Origin of the sequence: Peribacillus butanolivorans (assembly GCF_001273755.1) — a bacterium.
Taxonomy (GTDB): Bacteria; Bacillota; Bacilli; order Bacillales; family DSM-1321; genus Peribacillus; species Peribacillus butanolivorans.
The window spans coordinates 481,563-507,458 of record NZ_LGYA01000001.1; the positions used below are offsets into that span (position 1 = coordinate 481,563).

Here is a 25,896-nt window from a genome sequence, read left to right on the forward strand (position 1 = left end):
AGATATCATTCAAAAGTACTTCTTATATTTCTTTAATTTATAGATGACTGTAGGCTGGCTAACTCCCAAATATTCTGCCATTTCGTAAGTGGTTTTACATTGTTTGTATGCTTTGGTAATCAGTTGTAATTCAACCTTTTCTAAAGTCTTCTTTAGATCGTGATTCTCGTCTGATTCCTGTTCGATTGTTTGGGAAGAGGAATTTTCTGTTTGTTCTATTTGTCCTGTGATGGCTTGGGGAAGGTGTTTGGGAAATATAATGGGTTCCTCAATGATCAGAATTAACTGTTCAATTAAATTTTCTAATTCGCGTATATTTCCTGGCCATTGATAATGATTCAATACTTCATAAGTCGTTGGATGGAATTTTTTTAATTTCTGGTATTTATCATTTGTTTTCTGTAAGTAATGTTGAATTAAGAGCGGTATATCTTCTTTACGTTCATGTAATGCAGGAATTTGAATAGGTATCACATTCAAACGATAAAACAAGTCTAATCTAAACTTTCCCTCACTTACCATCCCCTTCAAATCCTGATTTGTTGCTGCGATTAGCCGGAAGTTAATAAGGCTTTCTTTTTTTCCACCGATGCGCTTTATTTTTTTTTCTTGTAACACTTTCAATAATTTAGCCTGCATGGTAAGTGGAAGTTCCCCGATTTCATCTAAAAAAAGAGTACCACTGTCAGCTTGTTCAATCAGACCCTGCCTTCCTTGTTTGTTAGCTCCTGTAAAAGAACCTGGTTCATAGCCAAATATCTCTGATTCAAACAAACTTTCCGGTATTGTGCTGCAGTTCACCTCAATAAAGGGTTCTTTCTTTCGATTGCTTTGATTATGAACCGAGCGTGCAAATGTACTTTTCCCTACCCCTGATGGTCCTAATAAAAGAATCGTGGCATCTGTTTTAGCAACATTATGGATCGTTTTTAAAATCTGCTTGGTTGCATTACTTCTAGCAATCATATCGTGGTAATCTAGTTCTTTTTCCCTTAAATCCTCGACTTCTGTTTGATAGCCTTTTACTATTCGTTGTAATTGCTCGTATTGTTCCTGCAATTGCAATATCTCGGTTTGATCCTGGCCATAGCTAATTACCCTAACGAGAAGACCTTCTTTATTAAAAATGGGGTAGCCTGTTGACATGACAACATGCCCTGTTTGTGTATGCTGCATAATACGCATCGCTTTTTTTTCTTTTAAAACGAGTGCATTGATAGATGGTGTGAGAAGTCCATCTTTTTCTAATTGATATACAGATGTACCGATGTATGAGGCAGGTTCCATACCATAAATCTCCCAGAGTTTTGGATTGGAGTATAAAATGATACCTTTTTCGTCTGTAATTGTAATGTTATTATTCGATGTTTCGATAATTTTTTTTAACTCCTGCTCAAGCATTCTATCATTCAATACGTTCGCCTCCTTTTATTTTTATAGGTGTTGATTAAAATATTAATCAAAAAGAGCGAATAATCAAAAATTAAATTAGGGAATAAGAATTTGATTTAATTTTAAATCAAATTCTTATAAAAAAATAGCTAAAATCGTCGTAATTATCTGAAAAATAGTTGGCGCGAATCTTGCTTAAGTAATAGGTAAGATGAAAATTATGAAAAACATGGGGGCGTTTACTATGCTGTAGCAAATATCCAGTACATATTGCCAGTGCGTCTACAATAGTTTTCACACGTGAGGGTCTCAAATACGGCGCTCTAATTAAGTCTACAAAAATAGTTGCAATAGAAAAAACAGGTGCTTGAGCACATGGTAATACTTTTAATCGATAGATTTACTATGACAATCTGAGAGTGTTCCTTCCTACTAATCGTAAAGTATATGTTAAAAATCACATTAGAATATATGCCAAGGTTGTGGCAGGAATGGAATTTGTAATTATACAAAAATAGTAGAAATTTAGGAGGATATTACATGATGAAGTATCAACCGAAGGACTCATTCAAATCACCCCGTTTTTGTGGAGTGCGCACATTTATGCGGCTTCCATTTGTTGAACAGCTAGATGAACATATGGATTTTGTCATTACGGGTATTCCATTTGATTCAGGGCAATCATTTAGAACGGGGGCAAGATTTGGCCCAGAAGCTATTCGCGATTTTTCGATTCTTTTGCGTCCTTATAACCCTGAACAGGATATTAACATTTTTGATTATATATCAGGGATTGATTATGGGGATATTCCAATTGTTCCGGGCTATATTTCTGAAACATATAAAAAGATTGAAGAAGAACTTACTCCTGTCATTGAAAAAGGGATCATTCCTATTTCATTAGGAGGCGATCATTCTATTACTCTAGGAGAGTTACGCGCAATCGTAAAAAAACATGGGCCAGTTGCCTTGCTTCAATTCGATGCCCACTCCGATACGTGGGATAGCTATTTTGATCAAAAATATAATCATGGAACCGTTTTTCGCCGCGCAATAGAAGAAGGTCTCATAGATGTATCTAGATCTCTACAAATTGGTATGAGGGGCGGTCTGTACGGACCGGAGGATCTTCAGGATGCTCGGGATTTAGGCTTAGGCGTTTATACGACGAACGATTATAAACGAATGGGTGTTGAGAAAATGCTAGAGGTCATTCATGAGCGAGTAGCAAATGGCCCTGTCTTTTTATCCTTTGATATTGATTTTCTAGATCCTGTTTATGCACCTGGAACGGGGACACCGGAAGTTTCAGGGGCTAACATTGATGATGCTTTAACCTTTGTAAGAGGATTGACGAATATAGATTTTGTAGGATTTGACCTTGTTGAGGTTTTACCTGCATACGATCACGGACAAATCACCGCTGCCGCCGCCGCTAATATTGTCTATGAGTTCATCACACTTATCGCTCTTGCAAAAAAAGAAAAACTAGAGAAAAAAGAGAGAGTGGAAGATTTGGAAACACAGCTTAACAAATAATTTCCTTTTCAAATGGATGGAAGGAATCAGTGGAAATGCCATTCCTTCCATCTTAAAAACACAGCGAGATATTAAACCAAACAACCCCAAAAGGAGATGTGTAAATGCATATTTTGGATATAACGATCATGATTCTATATTTTTCTGTTTTAATCATTGTAGGAGTAATCGGATCTAAACGGGCAAAAACAGCAGATGATTTCATTGTAGCTGGGCGTAATCTAGGGCATTTTATGTATTTATCATGTTTAGCTGCTGTAATATTAGGGGGCGCTTCTACTTTAGGAACAGCAAAGTTAGGTTATCAGTTTGGAATATCCGGTATTTGGCTAGTGGTAATGATCGGGTTAGGCATTATCGCAATAGGGTTATTTTTAACAAATAAGATATTTGATTTAAAAGTTTTGACGATCAGTGAAATGCTGGAGAAGCGTTACAATTCACAAACACGATTGATCAGTGCTTTAGTCTCGGTTATCTATACATTTATGTTGACTGTAACGCAAGTGATTGGAATGGGGACGATTTTACATGTTTTGGCTGGTTGGAATTTAACAATTTCCATGATAGTCGGGGGTGGAATCGTTTTATTTTATACAATATTAGGAGGAATGTGGTCAGTCACTATGACTGATGTCGTGCAATTCGTCATTATGACGATCGGTATTTTCTTTATCATGCTTCCAATGAGCATCTCTAAGGCAGGAGGGTGGGGCTCACTTAAAGAGAATCTCCCTGCATCACATTTCGAGCTAGGCAACATTGGTGGAGAGACAATTTTTCAATATTTTTTACTATTTACCTTAGGGGTAGTTGTGGGTCAAGATATTTGGCAGCGTCTTTTTACCGCACGAACCAAAGCGGTTTCTCGTGGCGGAACGGTTGGAGCTGGAATATATAGCGTTTTTTATGCGATTGCAATCAGTATCATTGGAATGTGTGCTTTTATTATCCTTCCTAATTTAGGTGATCCACAAACTGCATTTACTAGTGTAGCGATGGAAACCCTGCCTGCAGGTCTACTAGGTATTGTCATTGCAAGTGTAGTCTCAGCCCTAATGTCCACTGCTTCAGGAACATTGCTAGCTTCATCCACTTTAGTTGTTAATGACATCATTAAAAAATATATCGGTTCAGGAATGAGTGAACGTCAATTTTTAAAAACATCTCGGATTACAACTTTAACGATTGGTGTATTGACCATAATCGTTTCGATTTGGATTCAAGACATTTTAGTTGCATTAGATGTGGCTTACGCAATCTTATCCGGAGCTGTGTTCTTTCCAATCATTCTTGGCTTCTTTTGGAAGAGAGTTACGGCTACAGCCGCTTTCTACTCCATTCTGGCTAGCATGATCGTTATTATTGTGGGATTGGTGATTAATGGGCCTTCCTCCACTCAACCCATTCTATACGGACTCGCTACTAGTTTTGTGGTTATTACAATACTTACTTTAATGAGTTCCAAGAATGAAATAAATCAAGATGTAAAAGGTGATGACGACGTGGATACCATAGCTAATTGATGATACACCCAAACAAGCAAAAAATGATTTAAGGGGGAAAGAAAAATGACAAAGACAATTTCCTTGGAACCAGCAACATTCAATACATTGGAGGAAGAACGTAATCATCGGAAAGAAAGATTGGCAGCTTCATTCCGTCTTTTTTCAAAATTTGGTTTCGACGAGGGGATAGCTGGACATATTACGGTTCGTGATCCTAAATATACAGACCATTTCTGGGTCAATCCGTTCGGGATGCATTTTAGTCAAATTTCCGTTTCAGATCTTATATTGGTTAATCATAAAGGTGATATTGTAGAGGGTGAACATTCAGTGAATGGTGCTGCCTTTGCCATTCATTCAGAAATTCATAAAGCTCGACCGGATGCCATTGCAGCGGCACATGCTCATTCGGTCTATGGAAAGACATGGTCTTCTTTAGGGAGATTACTAGATCCGATTACGCAAGACGCCTGCCAATTCTATAATGACCATGCATTATTTGATGATTTTACTGGTGTGGTGTATGCATCTGAAGAAGGGAAACGCATCGCTAGGGCTCTAGGTCAATACAAAGCTGTCATTCTCCGCAACCATGGGTTGTTAACAGTGGGCCAATCTGTAGACTCAGCTGCTTGGTGGTTCATAACCATGGAACGTTCATGTCAAGCACAGATTATGGCTGAATCTGTAGGTAAGCCCATTTTTATAGAAGAGGAGTATGCCAAATTAACAGCAGAACAAACGGGAACTGAATATGAGGGATGGCTGAGTTTTCAACCTCTTTGGGATAGAATTAGAAAAGAGCAACCAGATTTCTTGAAGTGAACATAAAAAGTAATTCTAGAAAGAAGATAAAAAGAATCAAACGGTGAAGCTCTTGGTTGGGCTTCACCTATTGTAATGAAGATGGAATGAATTAGAAGAAGAATTCAAATTCACAGATTGCCGCCCCTGCAATGAATAAAAAAGGAATCAATAGGTTCTTGAGGAGGTTTAATAATGCCCAGTTCTAAGAAAGCAGCTCCTTCACTTTATGTAAGGGTCGATATACCGGAAAAATACATAAACAAGTTTAAAGAGATTTGTTCTGAAGTTGTTGTCGAACCATGGGAATTCGGCGAACCTGAACCACAGGCAACTGTTGATTTATCAAAGTTCGATGTCCTCTATACGTCGGGACTTCACGATAATCTTAACATACTTAAAGAGGCTCCAAAGATTAAATGGATCCATTCAGATAGTGCGGGAATGGAGGCCATGCTGAATGAAGACATTCGAAACAGCGATATCATCATCACCAATGTAAAAGGCTGCACGTCTGTTCCGATTGCCGAGCATACAATTGCCATGTTATCTTCGTTAGCGAGAGGTGTGCATACAATAATCCGAAATCAAATAAATAAAAATTGGGTTGAAATTCCTGTGATGGACCTTGAAAATGCAACAGTGGGCATAATCGGGTATGGTGACATTGGCTTTGAAATTGCAAAAAGATGTAAAGTACTTGGAATGAAAGTGATAGGATGTCGTCGGAACCCCGGCAAAAGGAACAAAGAATATGAACCTGCTGATTTGATTATGGGCATGGATCAAGTGGATGAAGTACTTTCTCTATCAGATTTTATTGTATTAGCTCTCCCATTTACCAAAGAGACCTCTTATTTTTTTAATAAAGAACGGTTAAATAAAATGAAAAAAGGTAGTTACTTAGTTAATGTTGGTCGCGGAAATACCATTGTCGATGGAGATTTAATTGAATGTTTGAGCAAAGGGCACATAGCTGGTGCAGCACTTGATGTGTTTGAAGTAGAGCCTTTACCTAAAGATCATCCTTTTTGGCAGCTTGAAAATGTAATAGTTTCTCCACATAACGCATACAACTCTTCAAAACATCTAGATCGTGTGATGGAGTTATTTTTGCAAAATTTAAAGCTTTTTTCTGAGGGGAAGCCACTGATAAACGTCGTTCATAAACAACTGGGTTATTAGTAGTAATGGGCTCGTTGAAAAAAATACATTATAGATATTTTTTTGAGGATATGAAAAATTCAAATTTTACATGTGAAACAAGAGTCATAAATGTGAGAGACTGCAAAAGCCTAAAACGCTTTGTGGTCTTTTTTATATTTTAGACATTATGATCTAGTAATTTATTAATATATTGCATTTATGAAAGATGATATTTCAATATTGAAAGATTACTAAAGGTATATAGACGTTTTATCAGTTTAATAGTCTGAAAAATCGATAAATAATATGATTATCAGTTTTGGCATGAATATTGCAACGTTCTAGTATAAATCCAATAAATGCTAGTATAAATCCAATAAATGAGGTGAAGTCCATTGACCCGTTACGAATATGGCGGTGATGAGTTTATTTTTGTTGAATTAGCTGAGGCAATGAGTCTTGAAACGAATTTTAAAGCAATGGCAATTACTAAGGCGTTACGAGAAAAAAAGGTATCAGGAATACTGGATATTTGTCCATCCAATGCTTCTTATATGATTCGGTTTAATCCAGATCTCATTCATCCAGATGATTTAATTTCAAAATTGAAAGAACTTGAACAAGATGTTACGTTGGAGAACTTTGAAATAACTGCACGTGCAGTTGATGTACCCATTTTATTTGAAGACCCTTGGACACATGAGGCATTAATGCGTTTTAGAGATCGACATCAGGATCCAACATCAACAGATATTGAATATGTGGCACATACAAATGGCTTTCAATCAAAAGAAGATTTAATTAAATCAATTACGGATGCCCCTTATCTTGTGTCGATGATAGGTTTTGTACCGGGGTTGCCATGGTGCTATCAAATGGTTCCAAACGAGAAGCAAATCGAAGCACCTAAATATGTCCGTCCTCGAACATATACGCCAGAGAGAGCATTCGGATTCGGCGGTTCATTTGCTGTTATTTATCCGGTACAAGGTGCAGGTGGTTATCAATTGTTTGGAACTGCTGCAGCACCGATTTTTGAAAAAGAGCAGCGTTTACATGATTTTAAAGAGTCAATGACCTTCCCTAGACAAGGGGATGTTTTTAGATATCGAAGCATTTCGATGGAGGAATACGAAGATATTCGAAAACAAGTTGAAAATGGGGAATTCCGATATTTGACGAAGGATATCACCTTTAAACCGAAAGATGTTCTCGAGAATCCAAATGCGTTTTCAGAATCTGTGATAAGGAGGTTATATGCATGATTAAAGTTATTAATCCTGGACTTCAAACGACTATTCAAGATTATGGAAGAATTGGCTTTTATGAAGTGGGGATGCCACCATCGGGAGCCATGGATAAATACTCATACAGAGCAAGCAACTTACTTGTTGGGAATGATGAAAATGCAGCTGTTCTCGAGATTACTTATATGGGGCCAGTCTTAGAATTTCAACAAGATGTAACCGTTGCTATTGCAGGAGGGGAAATACCGCCAAAGATTAATGATCAATATGTTCCAATGTGGGAAACTTTAGAAGTTAAGGCTGGAGATGTGCTGTCATTTGATTTTGTTAAACAAGGAGCCCGGGTGTATTTAGCGGTAGCTGGCGGAATTGAAGTGCCGCTTATTATGGAATCACGGTCTACATATACTTTGTGCGGAATTGGAGGTTTCGAAGGAAGGCCACTCCAAGCTGAGGACCATTTGAAAATCGGTAATGCTAACCAATCAAAGATTGCGATTGGAACACGGATAAGTGATGAATTAATTCCGGTATTCTCAAAAACGAATGAGATTCGAGTTGTTGTAGGATTGTGCAGTTATCGCCTGACTGAAGAAAGTAAAAAACGCTTTTTCTCCATCGATTGGACGGTTACAACGGAAGCAAACCGTGTTGGCTACCGTTTTAAAGGGGAGCGTTTGAATTTCGTAGAGCGTGAACAACCATTTGGTGCCGGTAGCAACCCTTCAAATGTGGTTGATCTAGGGTATCCAATCGGATCCATTCAAGTACCAGATGGTGTCGAACCGATTGCTTTGTTAAACGATGCTGTGACAGGTGGAGGCTATGCGACGATTTGTACAATTATTAGTACGGATTTAGACAAGATGGCTCAAATTAAAACAAATGAGAAGGTTCGGTTTGTTGCTGTTGATATTAATGAAGCCCTTGAGGCGAGAAAATTATACAAAGATAAAATCAATCAAATGAAAAAACAAGTATTAGGACAAATAGGGGGAATCAATCATGGCTGAACAAAAAACAGTTCTATCACCAATCCCAGGAGTATTTTATCGCAAACCAGCTCCTGATAAAGACGTGTACGTAAAAGAAGGAAATACAGTTAAGACAGGCGATGTTCTTGCTATGGTGGAAGTTATGAAAAACTTCTATGAAATTAAAGCAGAAACAGATGGGGTTCTTGCGCAATTCTTTGTTGAGGACGAGGACCTTCTAGACGCTGGACAGGAAATAGCGGTAATCATTGAACAGTAATCATTTTTGTGGAAGGAAGGAGGAAAAGTAAATGGGCTATTTTAAAAAGGTGCTGATTGCAAACAGAGGGGAAATTGCTAGGAGAATTATTCGTACATGTAATAAGGAAGGCATTCGAACAGTCGCTGTCTATTCCGAAGCCGATGCAGAGGCTCCTTATGTCAGTGAAGCGACTGAAGCTGTATGCATAGGTCCGGCTCAAGCGAAAAAGAGTTATCTTGATATTGAAAAAGTAATTCAGATAGCAAAAGAAACACATGCTGATGCTATTCATCCTGGGTATGGATTCTTATCTGAAAATCCGGAATTTGTACGCAGATGTGAGGAAGAAAACATTGTCTTTATCGGTCCCTCTGCGGAAACAATACATATTATGGGCAGTAAGCTTGAAGCTCGTACCCAAATGCAAAAGGCGGGCGTAAGGGTTGTGCCAGGTACGGATAAAAGCATTGAGTCAGTTGACGAAGCATTGCTGATTGCGAACGATCTTGGTTACCCGCTCATGTTAAAAGCTAGCGCCGGTGGTGGCGGTATTGGGATGCAGCTTGTTCAAAATGATGCCGAGCTAATAAAAGTGTTTGATGCGACGAAGCAACAAGCTACTTCATTTTTTAAGGATGGAACTGTCTTTTTAGAAAAATGGATTTCAAACCCCCGCCATATTGAAGTGCAAATTGTCGCTGATACATACGGAAATGTCTTACATTTATTTGAACGGGAATGTTCAGTCCAGCGCCGAAATCAAAAGGTGATAGAAGAAAGCCCTTCACCATTTCTAAATGATACCCTTAGAAAAGAATTGTTAGATGCAGCCATTCGAGGTGTAAAACAAATAGATTATACAAATGTAGGCACAATGGAATTCATTTTTGATGAAAATCAAAATTTCTATTTTCTTGAAATGAATACTCGTCTGCAAGTAGAACACCCAGTAACTGAAGAAATAACGGGACTGGATTTAGTTGAACTACAGTTAAAAATTGCTGCTAAGGAAAAACTGACAATCACACAGGAAGAGATAAACAAAACAGGACACGCGATAGAATGCAGACTTTATGCAGAGGATCCTAATACTTTCTTTCCTAGTCCTGGAGTAATTTCTAGGTTGAAATTACCTGAAAACGATGTAAGGTTTGATTTTGGCATCATTGAAGGCAGTGCGGTGACCCCTTTTTATGATCCAATGATCGGTAAAATTATTGTACACGGCATCACACGTGATCAAGCAATCGAAAAAATGCAGCGAGTACTTGATGAGATTGACGTACAGGGAGTTAAAACAAACCTCATGCTTTTAAAACAAATCATGAAAAATAACCAGTTTATACGTGGGAATTATACGACTCAATTTTTAGCAGAAAATAAAATTCAAGTGCTTGAGGGGTGAAAACAATGTTTAAGGTAGATTTGAACTGTGATATGGGTGAAAGCTTCGGTCTTTATGAATTAGGTAATGATGAAGAATTAATGCAGTCCATTACCTCGGCTAATATTGCATGTGGTTTTCATGCCGGAGATCCCCATGTTATGAGAAAAACAGTGGAACTAGCAAAGAAATATGATGTTGGGATTGGTGCGCATCCAGGGTTTCCTGATTTATTGGGCTTCGGTCGTCGCTTCATGACCTGTACACCCTTAGAAATTAAAGACTATGTGATGTATCAAGTAGGTGCTTTAAGAGAATTCAGCGCTGCAGCAGATGTCAAAATCCAGCATTGTAAACCACACGGAGCTTTATTTATGAAAGCAATGGAAGATAAGACTATAGCACGAGCAATATTAGAAGCAATTCATGCTATCGATCCCAATATGGTCATATTTGCGCTTAGCCAATCTGAAGTGATGGAAGAAGCGATAAAAATGGGTGTCCCTGTTGCAAAAGAGGCTTATGCTGACCGGGAGCATACTGAAAGCGGGTCCATTTTGTTAACGAGAACAGGCTCACAAATCAATGATTATGAAGAAATGGCGCAGCGAGTTGTTCGTATGGTCAAAGAAGGAAGAGTCATCACACACGATGGAAAAGATGTTTCCATTAAAGCAGAGACCATTTGTATTCATGGAGATACACCAGGAGCGCCGACTCTGGCTAAAAAGGTTGTAGAAGCTTTAAAAGAGGGCGGCGTCGAGATTGTACCTATTAAAAAGATTATCTAGTAAGGTACTGGTCCTAAAATGTATATTGGTATAGTAGTTGGACTCTAAATATTGAACTATGCTCTTTAAAAAGGATTTATAGATTAGTCGACTAGTAGATGACTCCGGTATTGAATGCCGGAGTCATTCTGTTTAGCCCCCAATATAACGAATTGTATTGTAATTTTATCCCTCCAGACACTCTTCAATTAATTTGTAAACTTCTCAAACTAAGCCCTAGTTCTTTCACTTGTCGTTGAAATTTCAGATACTTAATAAAAGATATAATTGACCTAATAATCAAAATAATATATATATTAAAATACTTCTGAATTCATATCTTTATCTATAAAAAGTATAATAAAATTAAGATTTAGTTATCGGGAGGGGTGAGTAAGTTGATTATTTGGAACGATATTCTTAAACCGATTTCAGTATATGTTAATATTCAGAGTAATATTGGATCTGTCATTCAAAAATTATCAGATCATGAAGCGAATATTGTGTTTGTAAAGGATAAGGGGTCTTTAGTGGGCTATAGCACAATGGAGATTCTAATGCACCAAATTGCTCAAAAGGCAGACTTATCACAGCCGATTAGCTATAAAAGTGATATTTTAAAAGTCCCACAGTTCACGCCTGTTGAATTTTTCCATAACGTTTCTCTGATTATAGGGGAAGATGCTAATGGAGAAATTGTCGGCTACACTACAATTGAACAAGCACGGAATAAAATCAGTGAGTTGAATTTGAAGGATTTAAATCTCCTTTTACATGGAGCTGGAGTAGGAATTGTCCGAACGAATATCGATTACCAAATAGAATACATTAATGAAACAGCAGAAAGTATTTTAGGTCTTCACCGTTCATTTTTACAGTTTCGAGACTATAAAATGCTTTTAACTATCGATAAAAATCTTGATAGAGTCATGACTGGGGAAACTCTTATAAATGTGAACGCCTCTATTAACTTTAAACATACAGTAGGAAATTTTTACCCCTTAAGAATGGAAGATAAAATAAAAGGCCTCATACATATCTTTTTCTCGCGTGAAGTTTTCGAGGATTCTGTTAAAGAATTAGACTTTGTTCGAAATCTGAATTCTGATTTACAAACGGTATATGCTTCTTCCCAGGAACAAATACTCGTCATTGACGAAAGCGGCAAAATCATTCGAGTAGCGGGTATGTTTCTTCACGATTTTTGGAAAGTGGATAATCCAGAAAACATAATTGGTAAGCATATAAGTGAGTTTACTAGAAAAAACATTTTTCAGCCTAATGTTTTTGAACTATGCAAGAAACAAATGAAAAAGGTTACATCGATTCAGGATTCCATGGGGAAAAGTAGAGTCTGGTCGGTCGCAACCCCGGTATACCACGAAGGGAAATTAGAAAAAGTAGTTGTACTTTCAAGGGACATTACACAAGAAAGATCCTCAATTTTAGATCAATCGGACGAAGGTTTTCAACCGCTACAAGATCATGATGATTTAAACATTAACGAAAAACAACTTGTTTATCGTTCGAAAACGATTGAGAGCTTAGTAGTAGAGATAAAGAGAGTAGCCCAATTTAATTCGACAATTTTACTCGAAGGTGAATCCGGTGTTGGGAAAGAAGTATTTGTTCACCATATCCATTCAGCCAGTCCACGGAGTAACAAGCAGCTAGTTCGGATTAACTGCGGTGCAATTCCAGAGAATCTCATAGAAAGTGAATTGTTCGGTTATGAGAAAGGGGCATTTACTGGTGCAGATAAAAATGGGAAAGCAGGCCTGTTTGAGATTGCTGATAACAGCACGCTTTTTCTCGATGAAATTGGTGAACTCCCTTTAAATATGCAAGTGAAGCTATTACGTGTGTTGCAGGAACGAGAAGTGACTAGAATTGGCGGGACCCAGCCGAAACCTGTAAATGTTCGAATTATAACGGCAACGAATAAGGATTTACGAGAGTTGGTGAACCAAGGTGAATTCAGGGAGGATTTATACTACCGATTATATGTTATTCCATTTAGTATTCCGCCATTACGTGAGCGAAAAGAAGATATCTTTCCCTTAGCCATTTATTTTCTGGAACAATTTAAAAAAATGTATGATATCAAGAAAAGCTTCACCCCAGAAGCTATTGAAGTTTTAGAGACATATGCATGGCCGGGAAATGTAAGAGAACTTCAAAATATAGTGGAGCGATTAACGTTATTGGGCGAGGGAGAATGGATAAAACGAGAGGATGCATTGAAATTTCTGTACGGGGAAGTTCAAAAAAAGAAAACACAACTAATGGTTTTAGAAATAATGCCACTTAAAGAAGCGGTAGAAGAATTAGAAACTCAACTTATTCAAAGAGGGATGCAAAAATACGGCACTGCCGATAAATTATCTAAAGTACTAGGTGTTAGTCCTGCGACAATAAGCAGGCGGATGAAAAAGCTGAAATAATAAAGGGGGCGACAATTATTGTTTAATTTGCCTGAAACTCATTTTAATTTCGGTGGAGATGAATACATATATGCTGAAATTTCTCGTGATATGAGGATTGAGAGTAACTTTAAAGCAATTGCGGTGACGGAGGAGCTGAGAAAAAGAGAGATTCCAGGCGTTATTGATATTGTTTCATCCAATGCCTCCTATTTAGTTCGTTATAACCCGGACATCGTCTCAGCAAGAGATTTGCTGGACTATTTAAAAGAAATAGATTTGACGAAAAGCAATCCTGAAAAGTTAAATTTATCAGTACGAATAGTAGAAATACCAGCATGGTACGACGATCCAGTGTCAAGAGAATATTCCATGCGTTTTAAGAGCAGACACCCTGCCCCTGACTTAACAGACTTTGAATATGTGATGAAAGTAAATGGGTTTACCGACAAAGAATCTTTTATAAAATCTCATTCAGAGACACCTTATTTAATTACGATGGTTGGATTTCTGCCAGGAACGGGTTGGCATTTTCCGCTTGGATTGCAGCCAAATGGGATCATTCAAGCTCCAAAATATAATAGTCCCCGTACAGAAACGCCGGAAAGAGGCATTGGTATAGGTGGTGCATTCAATGTGATTTATCCAGTCAATGGACCAGGTAGCTATCAACTAATAGGACGATCAGCTATCCCTTTAGTAGATAAAACAAACCCATTAGAGGAGACTTCTTTTTTGGCAAGACCGGGAGATATATGGAAGTATCGTCCTGTTAAGGAATCTGAATATAATGAGATCGAAAGCAGCGTACGTGCAGGAACGTATCATAATAAAGTAAAAGGAATTGATCTTTCTCCACTTGAATATGTACAAAAAGGAAAAAAATATATCGATGAGCTCATGGAGGATTTTTAAATGATAGAAATTAAGGAGCCTGGGTTATGGACAACGGTACAGGACATGGGACGCGTTGGGAAGTATCATCTGGGCGTACCGCCATCAGGAGCAGCTGATAAATATTCATTTATTATTGGGAACCTACTTGTAGGAAATCCAGCTGAGTTTGCATCACTTGAGATGACATTATTAGGGGGAGAGTTTGAATTTCATAGAAATTTAATTATTGCCCTTACAGGTGCTCCAATGGAAGCATACTTAAATCACCAACGATTATCTTTCTGGGAAACCCACCAAGTAAAAGAAGGAGACATTTTAACGATAAAAGCTTGCCAACAAGGGGTGAAAAGTTATTTAAGTATCTCTGGTGGCATAAAGGTTCAAGATGTTTTAGGTAGTAAATCAACCTACGAACTAAGCCAGATTGGGGGCTTTGATGGCAGAAAGTTAGCTGTAGGCGATAGAATACAGATTAATGAACCATTGCCAGGGGCTTCAAAACAGGTTGGTAAATCTGCTCCGCTAGAATTCGTCCCAACCTTTAATGATTTTCAAGAATTACGTGTCACGATGGGGTTATCAGGTTACTTATTGAGCGATCAAGGGTTAAAAACTTTCCTCAATTCGGAATGGATCGTTTCGCATGAATCCAACCGGGTTGCTTACCGATATACTGGCCCAAGAGTGTCATTCACTGAGCAATATCCACCATTCGGTGCAGGAACTAGTTTTTCGAATGTTGTTGATTTTGCGTATCCTATAGGATCTATTATGTTTACAAATGAGGAAGAACTGATTGTTTTACATAATGATGCAATGACAGGAGGTGGTTTTGTTACAATAGGCACCGTAATAAGCCAAGATTTAGATTTAATTTCTCAATCTAGACCTTTATCGAAATGTCACTTCATCACAGTTACTATTGACCAGGCCATCCAAGCGCGAGCAGAAAGAAAAAAAAGGATGGAAACGCTGGTCGGTCTTATTAAAAGGTAAGTAATGACTTAAACTTTGTACCAAAATAATAAAACTCTTTTCAATAACTGGAACAGGATGTATGAGTATTAAATGAAGAGGCTCAAAATAACTCGATAGCAGAAGCGGAAATCAAGAGCTTCTAGTCAGAGTTTAGATTGAAGTCAACTTCCTATTATGAACTTTCGATTTTTCAAGGAACATGATTATTACGAGAGCATACTCTTACTGGGTTTGCTCTTTTTTTATTATTAATGCACTATTGCCGTTGAAATGCCAGTACTTCATGTTTTCCTGTATAGGACAATCTCTGATCAGGAAATGCTTGATGTAAGGAGGCGATGTATGAGTGGGTACTTTTGAAGTTCTTTCCCTAATGCTAAGCTTTGGCATGTTTGTAATTGCTATTCTTGATTTTAAAAATCATGACAAGAATCCTTGAAGATACCGATATATGTTTTTAAACGATAGTCCGCTATTCTATTGATGGAAATGTTTATTTTAAAAAGGCCGTGTCCTAAGGATGGTAAAAGTTTTCCGATTCTTTTTACTGGCAGAGAACACCCAATGAGGTGTTCTTTATGTTGTTGATAGGTATGCCTGAATCAAAGCAAATCCTATCATTGTTGCTATCTACATTGACAAAAAAATGATGTGTCAGTATAGTTCTAATAGACCGGTTGATATAATTTCAAGGAGTGATTCAGCTATGGCAGACAAAAGAAGCTCAAAAGAAGTTCTTATTGAAGCTGCTTCTCGACTTTTTCGAATACGTGGATATTATGGTGTAGGGCTTAAGGACATTATTGAGGAAAGTGGTATTCCTAAAGGCTCGCTGTATCATTATTTTCCTAAAGGCAAAGAAGAATTGGCTATTGAGGCGATTAATCATACAAAAGAAATGGTTGTAGGTGAAATTCAGCGAGAATTTGATGAAATTGAAGACCCTATTAAAGCAATTCAGGCTCATATTTATCAATTATCCGAGGTTTTTGGCGAAAATGGTAATCTTTTAGGCTTGCCAATCGGAACAATAGCGGCTGAAACATATACGACAAGTGAGCCTATAAGAATGGCCTGTCAAGAAGCTGTAACGGATTGGCAATCTATTTATGTGAAAAAATTACATGAGGCAGGATACAGTGAGAAGCGGTCTAAGGATTTAAGTATCGTCATTAACGCTTTAATAGAAGGTGGTATTCTTTTATCTTTAACGGCGAAAAGTGGGGAACCTCTCCACGCTATTGCGGAGCAGATACCATTATTGTTGATAAATAAATAAGTGATACGGAAAAATTATTATAAGCTTAGGTCGATGCAGTTAGTAATTGGAGGAATTTTTTTATGTCTACAGATGCAACACAGCAACAAAACCCAGTCATTAGAACGACCCCTATATTAATCTCTTTTTTAATTGCAGGGTTCATTGGGTTATTTAGTGAGACAGCTTTAAATATGGCACTTGGCGATTTAATACAGGAATTCAATGTTAGTCCTTCTACTGTGCAATGGCTGACAACGGGGTATCTATTAACATTGGGGATATTGGTTCCAGTTTCGGGGCTCTTGATTCAGTGGTTTAATACTCGTCAATTATTCATTGCATCAATGGTGTTCTCTATTATCGGAACGCTCATTGCTGCAATAGCACCTGGTTTCGGCCTATTAATGCTAGCTCGTGTCATCCAGGCAGTCGGAACGGGACTTTTACTTCCTCTTATGTTTAATACCATTTTGGTAATTTTCCCAATTCATAAACGGGGAGCAACCATGGGGTTGATGGGGCTCGTCATCATGTTTGCACCAGCCATCGGACCGACAGTTTCAGGTTTGATCATCGAAAATCTGACTTGGCATTTTATTTTCTGGGTGTCTTTGCCGTTCTTTGTGATCGCTTTACTATTTGGTCTCAAGTATATGCAAAACGTTTCAACGATCACCAAGCCTAAAATCGATGTACCATCCATTATTTTATCGACCATTGGTTTTGGGGGAATTGTTTATGGCTTTAGTATTGTAGGAGATCAAGGATGGAGAAATGCGATCGTTCTATCCTCGATCATTGTAGGCCTTGTAGCGCTATTCCTGTTTGCTGTAAGACAATTCAACATGGATAAACCGATGATTGACTTGCGTGTTTTTAAATATCCTATGTTCACGCTAGGGTTAATAACCGTCTTCATTACCTTCATGATTATCATGTCATCTATGATCCTATTACCATTATACTTGCAAACTGGGCTAGCATTAGCTGCGTTTTCAGCAGGGCTTGTACTTTTACCGGGTGGCGTACTGAATGGTTTCATGTCTCCAATTACGGGGCGCATTTTTGATAAATTTGGACCAAGAGGGCTAGTGATTCCAGGCTTTATTATCATGATTGCTATGTTATGGACTTTAACGAACGTAACGACTGAAACCTCTATCATTATGGTAATCGTCATGCATACTTTCCTTATGATTGGTGTTTCGATGGTCATGATGCCTGCTCAGACAAATGGGCTGAATCAACTTCCGAAAAATCTTTATCCAGATGGAACGGCTCTTATGAATACATTACAACAAGTATCGGGAGCCATTGGTACGACGGTTGCTATTACCATCATGTCAGCATCTCAAAAAAACTATATGGCTAGTGTAGAAGACCCATTTGACCCATCAGCCATTAGCGGTTCATTGACTGCAGGTGTTCAGGATGCCTTTGTTTTCGGTCTAGTCCTTGCAATCGTCGGTTTGATTGTGTCGCTCTTTATTAAAACAGCTCGCGATAAATAAGGAAGATCTCTTAACGTAATAACATAAAGAAGCCAGCAGGGAATGGGGTTTCTCTGTCTGGCTTTTTTATTGTTTGTTTGGCTCTGTTAAAGGATGTTGTTGATTTTGAGCTAAGGCAGGGTAGTTGAACAAGAAAACATATAAAATTTTAGAGGAATAAGGGTCAACCACTTGTCATCCCTCTGGATAGAAACAAAAAGATTATGAAGCGCCTTTGTCGTTTTGTGCTTAACAAAATTCACTAGCTGTACGGAAAAGCCCATTCATTAAATTAGTTAGTATTGAGCATGTAAAGGTTCCCTATGCAGAGAAGCCAATTCGAACAACTTAGATTTACCAGTTTTATTTTATCTCCATTGCATTCCATATTTCGATCACAGCTGAAATATTCAGAAGTTATAATAGGCACAGGTTGGTCATTATAATATGTGGGGAGATAAAAAATGAATACTTTCAAATTTACACTGTTAATACTCTTAACAACATTTTTAATGGGTTCTTCTTTTTCTGTAGGTAAAATAGGTTTGTCTTATTCATCCCCGTTGTTATTAGCAGCATTACGCTTCACACTTGCCGGACTCTTAATGGTAGTAATCGTTATCGCTTTAAAAAGGCCGCACCCAGAATCTAAAAGAAACTGGATAAAGATGCTTATTATTGGTACTTTCCAAACAGCCGGTGTTATGGGGTGTATTTTCTTAAGTTTACGAACCATTACAGCTAGTGAATCCTCAATTCTAACATTCACTAACCCTTTACTTGTTGTTCTATTCGGTACCGTATTTTTACAAACGCGCTATAAACTTTATCAATGGATTGGTGTTCTTTTAGGATTAGTAGGAGTAAGCATTACAATGGGAACGCAAATTGAATTTAAGATTGGTATTCTTTTTGGCATTCTTTCTGCTGTTTTTTGGGCAATTTCAACATTATTAGTTAAAAAATGGGGATTGTTTTTCGATACGTGGGTTCTATCTGCTTATCAGATGTTTTTTGGTGGATTACTACTTTTACTTAGCAGCTTTATTCTTGAAAAACCAGTCTTCATTTTGAACGGTAATTCATTGTTCATTTTATTATGGTTAAGTATTATGTCTTCTATTGTCCAATTTGCCGTCTGGTATTATCTTTTACAAAAGGGTGATCCAGGAAAAACGAGTGCCTTTTTATTTTTGGCACCTTTCTTTGGTGTATTATCTGGCTGGTTACTATTAGGGGAGACGTTATACCCTTCAATCATAGTTGGTGGCTTGTTTATTATAATTGGTGTCTATCTTGTAAATAGAAATTTCCAGCAGAAGAATAACCAAGTTAAAAGAGCTTTATAAATAAATAGTTTGTTCTAAGCATTCAAGCGCAAATGTAACCCCTCATAGTGTTCAGAAAAAAATAAGTTACCCTTATCTGTGAACTAAGGAGGGGTTTTTCTCAGCGTTAAATTACACATTTATATTAAAAGCTTGTTTAAACCCTACTTTTCCTTTATCTGTGACTTTAACAGCGCGAATTGATGGAACTTGAATTATCCAACCTAATTCAAAAAAGTGTGTCATAAGTCCATGTCCTAAAGAGCCAGCAAGATGATGATGACGCTCACTCCAGTCTAGACATGCGTGAGAAAATGAGCGGCGTTTTCTTTTTAATATACATAAATCAAGGCCGAAATCAGTAAAAAACTGTTCTCCTTTAGGTGTAACTACAAAATCTCTTACTTCTTTTTCCAAATAACCAGCATTCAACATCGATTCGGTTAAATCGACTCCTAATTTTCCTGCTAAATGGTCATAGCAAGTTCTTGCTTCCCGAAGCAATTTTACCTGACTAGATTGTTTTAAAGAGCGCACTTCAGGAGGTGGAGAAATCGCAAGGAACGATTCTAAAATGCGCGCGACTTCTCCATTTGCTAGTTGGAAATAGCGATGACGTCCGTGTTTTTCAACGTTAACAAGGTTACCTTCTATCAATTTAGAAAGGTGAAAGCTGGCTGTTTGAGGTGTTATCGCAGCCATAAAAGCTAATTCACTGGCTGTATGAAAACGTCCGTCCATTAAACTCGTTAGAATTGTTGCCCGCGACGTTTCTCCAAGGAGAAAAGCAACTTCCGCCACATTTGGATTTATATTCATTTTTACCATCCTTTCTGCATTCCACATTTCGATTATAGTTGTAGTGTCTATCGTTTTCAATGAATAATAACAATTTCAAGGGGGAACATGATGAACACCTATAATATAGAAATATTTACTTCTCAAAGAACAGACCACGTTTCAAAAGGATCTGCAAGCATGGCAGATAAGGTGATAGAATTTGGAAGGTAACCTGGATTTATCAGTGTTGAGAGCTCAAGAGATCACGAAGGGCATGGTTATTTTACAGTCCCTTATTTGGAATCCTTAGAAGCGATTCAAAAGTGGAAAGAGAATACGAATCATCAAGTAGCACAACAAAAAGGAAGAGAAACGTAGTATAGAAAAATACAACGTGCAGATTTGTAAGGTGGTAAGAGCTATTCTTTTATAGGGAGTAAATGAGTTGTCCAGTTCAACTGAAAACAAATGTACAGTCCCTGGTTGCTAAATGGAAGCAGCTCTTTTTCTTATTGGATATGTTAAATCTAATAACGAAGTGGAGCACGTCATCATAAACGGCAGTAAGAAAGAATATGTAAAGAAAGGCATCTACCACCTCAATAATATTAATAATTACCATTCCCGTTTAAAGAAATGGATAAGTCGTTTTAATGGTGTTTCTACGAAGTATTTACAACTTTATTTAGTGTGGTTTCAATTTCTCGACAATAGGAAAATGGAAAGCCATTTGAGCAAGAAAAAGCAAATGCAAATGCTTATCTTGGCAAGTGTTCATGGAACTTGGGAAACCGCAGATAAGTTAAGACTGAGAAACTTCGCATTCTAAGTGCCAAGATTATAGGAAAATAAAAATGCACATAAAAAATGAACTGGGAAATGTATCTCCAAGCTCATGTATTTTGCTGTCCGTTTTTTACTTAAACACCCTAGTTGAAGAAGAAAATGACTATACTACTTATTAGATAAAAGGAAAACCGTGTTCAGTCATTAAAAATCCACACATTAAATTCCTCATTTTGTTCTTGTAAATACCATCCTGATTTATCATAATAATCATTTAAATAGGAATCAGTCGGACATAGTGAAATGATAGGTAAATCATTTATCGTTTTTAACATCTTTTTTAATAACCCTTGACCGCGATAAATTTCACTAATCGCAAATTGGTATAAAGATATTTTGTTTTGTGTTTTTTTTCGGTAAAACCGAAAAGCCCCTACTACTTGACCTTCTACTGTTGCCACTATCATTTGCTTTCTTCTTATGGCTGCTTTAATTCCAAGAGGGCATAAAAACTCTTCAGAATAAACCGCACTGTTATTGCGGTCTAAATTTTCGTTGAAGAACGACACAACTTCAGGTATATGAGTTGGATTTGCTAAGGCTATCTGCATATTTCTCCCCCCTTAACGCTTTTTAAGACAAAAGAGATTTATATATTTCTCCTATAATACCTTCCATTTGATGAACACCCAATTCTGCATTTGTCATTATGACCGCACCTTTCTCTAAATATGGAAACGCCACCATCATACATTGAAAGCCCACTCCCCAACCAAGTGATGTAATTTCTAGTTCTTTTTCAGAACTTTCAAGAAACACACCTAATCCAGTCCAACTTTTACCTCTTTGTGGGGTTATCATTTCTGTTGCTAAACTTTCCGAAATGCCAACCTTGCTTTCTCCTTTTACAGCATTCATTAACTCACGAACTAATTCAGCTAAATTCAAAGAAGTTGTCCATAATCCAGAAGCCGCTGGATAAGGATATATTGGATATTTTCCATCTACTAATTCACCGTTTTTGTTGTGACCACAAGAAAAATTTTGTCTATCCACTTCCAACATTGTTGTATTGAATTGGCTATTTGCCATTCCTACTGGTTCAAATATTTGCTCATTCATAACTTGATGAAACGGTTTTTCAGTAACATCTTCTATCAGTTGCTGAATGATACAAAAACCTGCATCCGAATAATGGAATTCACTTTCTGGTTCACACTTGACGTCAATAGGAGTTTTACAATAAGGGGTTTTCCCCTCTAATAATTTAACCATCGAAGGAACCCCTATTTTTGAATTTAGTTCAGGAAAACTACCTTCAGGGTCTTTAATTCCAGATTGATGACTTAGTAAGTTCCTCAATGTCACTTTTTTATTTTTAGTAAAATCATTTTCTGGTACTTTCCACGATACAAGACTTTCATTCACATCATCACCTAAATCAAGAAGTCCATCCTGTACTAGCTTCATAGCAAGTATTCCTGTTAAGAACTTGCTAATTGAACACGCACTAATAATAGAATCTTCATTTGTTTTTCTATTGCTTTCCACTTCTAATATGCCATAATTTTCTGTTCCATTAATTTCACCGCCCTCAAGCAATGTGATACTTAAACCTTGCACATTATAATGTTTCATTCGTTCTTCAATGTTAATGTTTTTTAATTTCACAATTATTCTCCTTGGTAGTATTATCAAATAAAATATAACACGAATATACGTTCTGCTATATCTATTTGTAAAATAAATTAAAATAATTTTATTAGATGTAGGGCAGGCGATAAAGGCAAATTAGAGTTAGTTAAGTTGTAAGTTTAGCTGTGATTGCAATTAGTTCAGCAGTAATAGCTTGGAGAATGGGTAATGTTATAAATTACTTGTTTGACTTAGTTATGTTATCAGAAAGTGGTTTATTCTTTTCTTTCCTTCTATGCCTTTTCTTAATGAACTAGCAGGTGCTTAACTTCAATAAGAGAGGTCGCTGCGGCAGCCTTTTTCTTATAGAGCTAAAGGGGCAGGTTAGTGGAAGAAGGATTAACTATCAGACACTCCAATTATCAGAGAGGACTATGTTGTTTGGTAATGCCAATTTCATTGTAGTTGAGAGCGACATCCCAAACCCACCTCACTATGAAAGTAGCAGGAAGAGGTAGCTGACCATTTGGCGTGTACTAGGTAAAGCTAAATAATTCTTTGTATTGAGTATAAGAAGACATTTAATCTAATTCTCTTATTTTCGAAACTTGTGTTTTTTTATCAGCAAATTGATCCATACAAAAAAGCTGTATCACGAATAAATTATATTTAGGAAAAAATTTTTTATTGATTGAAAGGAAGAGTTTATTTGAATAACAACTTTGAAGAAAGTTCATCAGAAGAGAGTGGTAATATGGTAGAGGCAATTACAACTGGTGTATTTCATGTGCCCGTTGATAACCAAGCGCCAGATAGCAATGATATGATCAACATCTATTTCAAAAATCCGAGTTCAAAAACGCTTACTGCGAATTTCCTAGTGGAATTTTCCTCTCCTGGGGTAGCTCCTGGCGTTCAAAACCCGGAAATTTCGTCTCCACCAAATGGTAACTGGACAGTAACAGTTCTCCCTCACCATACCCTCCTCATCGTAGTCACCGGTCCCGCTTCTCCTCCGGCTTTCGGAACATGGCGTTTTTCATTTTGGGGCGATATTGACCGCAACGAAAAGAAAAACAAACTTAGCGTAGAAGTAATTGCTGGGAGAATATTTGGTTCTGGGCCGGATTTGGCTTTTGACGATGCAGGGGCGACTTTCCCTCATGGGTTGTTTGTTGATGCAGACATTGAAGTAACCGGTCCATCAGTCCCAGTCCCAACAGGCGGTATCATTTCGGTCTAACAATCGAAACAGCTTACAGAATGGAAGGCGATGGCTTGATGCAGTCGTCCTTTCTTTTTCCGGCATGGGGTTATCCCAATGTAACAAAATAAATTGAAGATATAAAAGGCATTAAGCTAAAACAACTGAAGGTTTGTGAAATGATACCCTTAAACTAACGGGTGCGTTAGCTGAAGATCGGAACTGTCTTTAAGGCAGCTTTTTCTTATGGAACTAAAGGGGCAGGATAGCTCAATAAGTGACTGAAGGGTTAGCCTATTTCAAAAGTTTCAGGTGAGTTAATAAGTGAAAAATTGGGACCAAACAATTTTGGTCCCAAATAAATCTTCCTAATTTGAATCGAATTTTAAAAAACGAATTTAATGCTTATGATCATCCTGCTAAAGATAAGGTTAGTTTTTTGTTGGGTAAACTGCTTCAAAGTATGGTTGAGTAGCGTATTGGTTATACCACATATCTGCAATTAGATCCGGGTCACCCTCTGTACCTTTTTCGATTAGCGTACCAATAGATAAATGTCCAACGTAAATGCTCTGTTCTTTTAGGATGTTGTGCAAGTTTGTGGCGTAATTACGTAGTCCAGCCATAACAATACCTGCGTTACCAAGTTGAGGAATTGGATGCATTGCGGAAATACCTGTTGGGAAAAGAATCGCGCCTGCACCTTTTTTTTGCATTCCTGGTAATACGCTTTGAACGGCTTCAATGGCTGGTAATAAGAAATAATTAATTTGTTCTGTCATATTTTCTGCAGTTACATCTAATGTGGGAATAAATGATTTGGGTCCTGGATAGGGACTAAATTCAAGTACATCAATATTATTAAAATCTGCTTTTGCATCGTCTAAAGCTTTTTTTAATTGTTCTAAATTTCGTAAGTCTGCTAAATAATATTTAGACTCAATATTTAAGCCTTTTAATTCTTCAACCATAGCTGATAACTTTTCTTTGTTACGAGCGATAAGGGCCACGTTAAATTGTTCTGAACCAAATCTCTTAGCGATTGATAAACCTAAACCGGGACCTGCACCGATAACAGCAATTGTTGTCATTGATTTTAACCACCTTATTCATTAAAATTAAACCAACATCTGTTGTTTTAATGTAATTGTAAAGCAGAGAATATGATGTAACATCCAACAAAAAGAGCAGTTTGTTGTGATAAGGAGAAATATAATGAAAGTACAAAATATCCGAAAAACATCAACGAGACAAGCTATTGTGGAGGAATTTATTGAGCTTTTAAAGCATAAAAAAATTGAAAAGGTAACGATAAAGGATATAACAGAACAAGCAAATATAAATCGAGCAACTTTCTATGCTCATTTTGAAGATAAATTTCAATTATTTGATGAAATGACAAAAGATTCAGCAACCGAAAAGCTTAATAAGCATACAAAAGACATATACACGTGGGATAAAAAACAAGTAGAGAACTTATTCCAAGCTGTTTTTGAATACTTACAGCAAGTGAAAGATAGCTGTCCGTATAGTTATCAGAATCTATTTCCATTATTAAGAATGAAAATGCTTGATGCGTTAAAAATTCATTTACAATTATGTATCCAGTTGAATGAATTTAATGATATAAAAGAATTTAATATTTTGTTATATTCAAGAATTCTATATGATGCAGCAGAGCTATTGGTAGTGGAGAAAACCAATTTATCTCAAAAAAAAATTATTGAAGAAGTATCTTTATTAATTTTTAACAAATGAGTATAAAAGTTTTTGAATAAATGTTCTTAAACAAACGGGTGCGTTAGTTGAATATGGAGCTGTCTTTAAGGCAGCTCTTTTTCGTGCGCCCGGCATGGGTGCAATCTATAGGGTGAAAGTCCCGAACCATGAAGGCAGTAGTAGTGGTTAGCTTAATGCAAGGGTGTCCACGGTAACGTGGAATCTGAAGGAAGCAAGCGGCAAACCTCCGGTCTGAGGAACACGAACTTCATATAAGGCTAGGTATCATTGGATGAGTTTGCGAAACAAAACAAAGTCCTTACTGCCGAAGGTGGTACAGAGTAAATGAAGCAGATAGATGGAGGGAAA

General features: G+C 37.2%; 23 protein-coding genes and 1 pseudogene. 19 read left to right on the forward strand and 5 right to left on the reverse strand.

All coding sequences use genetic code 11. The features are described 5' to 3' along the window. Window positions 1-9: 9 nt before the first annotated feature. Window positions 10-1,401 carry a sigma-54 interaction domain-containing protein gene (locus tag AKG34_RS02400; protein ID WP_053347953.1) on the reverse strand — a complete coding sequence of 464 codons (1,392 nt, stop codon included), beginning with the start codon at window positions 1,399-1,401 and terminating at the stop codon, window positions 10-12. 531 nt (window positions 1,402-1,932) lie between these two features. Between AKG34_RS02400 and speB the strand changes: the two genes are divergently transcribed. The 16 genes from speB (at window position 1,933) to AKG34_RS02475 (ending at window position 19,424) form a co-directional block, all read left to right on the forward strand. Further along, on the forward strand, window positions 1,933-2,931 hold the full coding sequence (speB, locus tag AKG34_RS02405; protein ID WP_053344612.1) for an agmatinase: 999 nt from the start codon (window positions 1,933-1,935) through the stop codon (window positions 2,929-2,931). A gap of 104 nt (window positions 2,932-3,035) precedes the next feature. Continuing rightward, complete coding sequence (locus AKG34_RS02410) at window positions 3,036-4,457, forward strand: sodium:solute symporter family protein (protein ID WP_053344613.1); 1,422 nt, start codon at window positions 3,036-3,038, stop codon at window positions 4,455-4,457. A gap of 45 nt (window positions 4,458-4,502) precedes the next feature. Then, complete coding sequence (locus AKG34_RS02415) at window positions 4,503-5,264, forward strand: class II aldolase/adducin family protein (RefSeq protein ID WP_053344614.1); 762 nt, start codon at window positions 4,503-4,505, stop codon at window positions 5,262-5,264. A gap of 174 nt (window positions 5,265-5,438) precedes the next feature. Beyond that, on the forward strand, window positions 5,439-6,428 hold the full coding sequence (locus AKG34_RS02420; protein ID WP_053344615.1) for a D-2-hydroxyacid dehydrogenase: 990 nt from the start codon (window positions 5,439-5,441) through the stop codon (window positions 6,426-6,428). Window positions 6,429-6,784: 356 nt separating this feature from the next. Next, the gene (locus AKG34_RS02425; protein WP_053344616.1) at window positions 6,785-7,654 is read left to right on the forward strand and encodes a 5-oxoprolinase subunit B family protein; all 870 of its coding nucleotides are present in this window, start codon (window positions 6,785-6,787) and stop codon (window positions 7,652-7,654) included. After that, a complete protein-coding gene (locus AKG34_RS02430; protein WP_053344617.1) occupies window positions 7,651-8,649 on the forward strand; it encodes a 5-oxoprolinase subunit C family protein in 999 nt (332 codons plus the stop codon). Before AKG34_RS02425 ends, AKG34_RS02430 begins: the two co-directional genes overlap by 4 nt. Continuing rightward, complete coding sequence (locus AKG34_RS02435; RefSeq protein ID WP_053344618.1) at window positions 8,642-8,890, forward strand: acetyl-CoA carboxylase; 249 nt, start codon at window positions 8,642-8,644, stop codon at window positions 8,888-8,890. Before AKG34_RS02430 ends, AKG34_RS02435 begins: the two co-directional genes overlap by 8 nt. Window positions 8,891-8,921: 31 nt before the next feature. After that, window positions 8,922-10,277 carry an acetyl-CoA carboxylase biotin carboxylase subunit gene (locus tag AKG34_RS02440; RefSeq protein WP_053344619.1) on the forward strand — a complete coding sequence of 452 codons (1,356 nt, stop codon included), beginning with the start codon at window positions 8,922-8,924 and terminating at the stop codon, window positions 10,275-10,277. Window positions 10,278-10,282: 5 nt separating this feature from the next. Then, a complete protein-coding gene (locus AKG34_RS02445) occupies window positions 10,283-11,047 on the forward strand; it encodes a LamB/YcsF family protein (RefSeq protein WP_053344620.1) in 765 nt (254 codons plus the stop codon). Between the two features lie 377 nt (window positions 11,048-11,424). Further along, on the forward strand, window positions 11,425-13,470 hold the full coding sequence (locus AKG34_RS02450; protein WP_083450644.1) for a sigma-54 interaction domain-containing protein: 2,046 nt from the start codon (window positions 11,425-11,427) through the stop codon (window positions 13,468-13,470). Between the two features lie 18 nt (window positions 13,471-13,488). Then, window positions 13,489-14,364 carry a 5-oxoprolinase subunit B family protein gene (locus tag AKG34_RS02455; protein WP_053344621.1) on the forward strand — a complete coding sequence of 292 codons (876 nt, stop codon included), beginning with the start codon at window positions 13,489-13,491 and terminating at the stop codon, window positions 14,362-14,364. Then, window positions 14,365-15,342 carry a 5-oxoprolinase subunit C family protein gene (locus AKG34_RS02460; protein ID WP_053344622.1) on the forward strand — a complete coding sequence of 326 codons (978 nt, stop codon included), beginning with the start codon at window positions 14,365-14,367 and terminating at the stop codon, window positions 15,340-15,342. It abuts the gene before it with no gap. Between the two features lie 328 nt (window positions 15,343-15,670). Continuing rightward, window positions 15,671-15,763, forward strand: a complete 93-nt coding sequence (locus tag AKG34_RS29535) for a putative holin-like toxin (RefSeq protein ID WP_223305372.1) — start codon at window positions 15,671-15,673, stop codon at window positions 15,761-15,763. Window positions 15,764-16,030: 267 nt separating this feature from the next. Next, window positions 16,031-16,603, forward strand: coding sequence for a TetR/AcrR family transcriptional regulator (locus tag AKG34_RS02465; protein WP_053344623.1), 573 nt, complete (start codon window positions 16,031-16,033; stop codon window positions 16,601-16,603). A 62-nt stretch (window positions 16,604-16,665) separates the two neighbouring features. Continuing rightward, a complete protein-coding gene (locus tag AKG34_RS02470; RefSeq protein ID WP_053344624.1) occupies window positions 16,666-18,096 on the forward strand; it encodes an MDR family MFS transporter in 1,431 nt (476 codons plus the stop codon). Between the two features lie 443 nt (window positions 18,097-18,539). Then, window positions 18,540-19,424 carry a DMT family transporter gene (locus AKG34_RS02475; RefSeq protein ID WP_053344625.1) on the forward strand — a complete coding sequence of 295 codons (885 nt, stop codon included), beginning with the start codon at window positions 18,540-18,542 and terminating at the stop codon, window positions 19,422-19,424. Between the two features lie 111 nt (window positions 19,425-19,535). Here the strand turns inward: AKG34_RS02475 and AKG34_RS02480 are convergent, their stop codons facing one another. Continuing rightward, window positions 19,536-20,222: an ArsR/SmtB family transcription factor gene (locus AKG34_RS02480; RefSeq protein ID WP_053344626.1), complete on the reverse strand. Its 687-nt coding sequence runs from the start codon at window positions 20,220-20,222 to the stop codon at window positions 19,536-19,538. Between the two features lie 532 nt (window positions 20,223-20,754). Here AKG34_RS02480 and AKG34_RS02485 point away from each other — a divergent pair. Beyond that, a pseudogene (locus tag AKG34_RS02485) lies at window positions 20,755-21,012 on the forward strand (IS1595-like element ISSpps1 family transposase); the annotation flags it as partial. Between the two features lie 154 nt (window positions 21,013-21,166). Here the strand turns inward: AKG34_RS02485 and AKG34_RS02490 are convergent. Further along, window positions 21,167-21,580, reverse strand: a complete 414-nt coding sequence (locus AKG34_RS02490) for a GNAT family N-acetyltransferase (protein WP_053344628.1) — start codon at window positions 21,578-21,580, stop codon at window positions 21,167-21,169. A gap of 22 nt (window positions 21,581-21,602) precedes the next feature. After that, a complete protein-coding gene (locus AKG34_RS02495; protein WP_053344629.1) occupies window positions 21,603-22,640 on the reverse strand; it encodes a serine hydrolase domain-containing protein in 1,038 nt (345 codons plus the stop codon). A gap of 673 nt (window positions 22,641-23,313) precedes the next feature. On the opposite strand from AKG34_RS02495, the gene AKG34_RS02500 reads away from it, so the two are divergent. Beyond that, window positions 23,314-23,847 (forward strand): hypothetical protein, encoded by a 534-nt coding sequence (locus AKG34_RS02500; protein WP_053344630.1) that lies wholly within the window; start codon window positions 23,314-23,316, stop codon window positions 23,845-23,847. A gap of 392 nt (window positions 23,848-24,239) precedes the next feature. Here the strand turns inward: AKG34_RS02500 and AKG34_RS02505 are convergent, their stop codons facing one another. Then, complete coding sequence (locus AKG34_RS02505; RefSeq protein WP_053344631.1) at window positions 24,240-24,899, reverse strand: SDR family NAD(P)-dependent oxidoreductase; 660 nt, start codon at window positions 24,897-24,899, stop codon at window positions 24,240-24,242. Window positions 24,900-25,023: 124 nt separating this feature from the next. On the opposite strand from AKG34_RS02505, the gene AKG34_RS02510 reads away from it, so the two are divergent. Then, window positions 25,024-25,566, forward strand: a complete 543-nt coding sequence (locus AKG34_RS02510) for a TetR/AcrR family transcriptional regulator (RefSeq protein ID WP_053344632.1) — start codon at window positions 25,024-25,026, stop codon at window positions 25,564-25,566. The last annotated feature ends 330 nt before the right edge of the window (window positions 25,567-25,896 follow it).